The sequence below is a fragment of the Salinactinospora qingdaonensis genome, from assembly GCF_039539445.1.
Taxonomy (GTDB): domain Bacteria; phylum Actinomycetota; class Actinomycetes; order Streptosporangiales; family Streptosporangiaceae; genus Salinactinospora; species Salinactinospora qingdaonensis.
Map to the genome: position 1 here is coordinate 1 of NZ_BAABDD010000071.1, position 1,455 is coordinate 1,455.

At 70.9% G+C, this 1,455-nt stretch carries 1 pseudogene; it reads right to left on the reverse strand.

What is annotated here, in order from left to right:
• Positions 1-19 precede the first annotated feature (19 nt).
• A pseudogene (locus ABD848_RS24825) lies at positions 20-1,229 on the reverse strand (IS110 family RNA-guided transposase).
• Positions 1,230-1,455: the final 226 nt, after the last annotated feature.

The window sequence follows — 1,455 nt, forward strand, 5'->3', positions numbered from 1 at the left end:
GGGTGCTTCTATGGTTTTGTCAAGTGGTCTGGGTGGCTGCTGGTTGGTAGAGCGAGCCGTCGCGCAGCATGGCGAACAGTACGTCGCAGCGTCGTCTGGCCAGGCACAGCAGCGCTTGGCCATGGCGTTTGCCCTGGGCGATCTTGCGGTCGTAGTAGGACCGCGAGGGCGGATGGGCCAGCGACGCGAACGCCGCCAGGAAGAACGCGCGTTTGAGTTGTTTGTTGCCCCGCCTTGGCGGGGCCTCTCCCCTGATCGAGGCTCCCGAGGAGCGGGTGGCCGGGGCGAGCCCGGCATAGGAGGCCAGATGGGCCGCCGAAGCAAAGGCCGAGCCGTCGCCCACGTCGATCAGGATCCTCGCCCCGGTCCTGACCCCGATTCCGGGCATCGAGGTCAGGACCTGCGAAAGAGGGTGGGCCTGGCGGCAGGGCCTCGATCTCGCTCTGCAGACCCTTGCGCTGGTCCAGGGTTCTTCGCAGGGAGGCGGCCAGGTTAGCGATGACGGTGGCGGCGGCCTCGGTGCCGGCCACCACCACGGTCTGCTCGTCCAGCGCGGCGAAGACGTCGCCGATGAGGCGCTGGGCCATCCGGGGCGCCTCGGGACGCAGGAGTTCGACCAGGCGGGAGCGCCCGGCCCTGCGGATCCGGGCCGGGGTGGGGTGGCGCTCCAGCAGCTTGAGCACGGCCGGGTGGTCGGCGCGGGGACCCAGGACGCGCTCCAGGGCGGGGTGGAGCTGGGTGAGCAGGCCGCGCAGCCGGTTGCGGGTGCGGGTGGCCTCGACGGCCAGGTCGTCGTCGTGGCCGGCCACCATGCTCAAGGCGGCCACGGTGTCGTCGTCGGGCGCCAGGTCGCGCAAGGTGTGGGGCATCGTCCGGGCCGCGTCGGCGATGACCGCGGCGTCGCGGGCGTCGGTCTTGGCCTCGCCGGGGTAGAGGTCGGCGATGCGGCGCATGGTCAGTCCGGGCAGGTAGGCCACGGCGCAGCCGGCGGCCCGTGCCACGGCCAGGGGCAGGGCGCCGATGGAGGCGGGCTGGTCGACCACCAGCAGCACGTGGCCGTGCTTGGCCCGGAGCTTTTCCAGGATCGCCCGGAGTCGGGGTTCGCTGTTGGGCAGGCGTTTGTCCAGGACGGTCTTGCCGGCGGGGGTGAGTCCGCGGGCGTGGTGCTCGCCTTTGCCCACATCCAAGCCGAGGTAGACGCCGATCGTATCGGGGGCGGTATCGGCCATGGGTGCTCCTGTCCCGGTCGTCGTTCCCGGCCTCGCCTGGGCACCGTCTGCCGGCATCCACATTACGTAGGGCCTGCCCACGGGCGGCTCGTGCTTCTATCAGCGGTCGTGCGGCGCCTCTGGTGCCCGGTGACACCACCCCCCGGATCATCGGTGACAGGGGGACACAGTCATACCGGGACCAGAGGCCGGGAGTCCCATTGCGGGACTGCTCTAAAAGGTAATG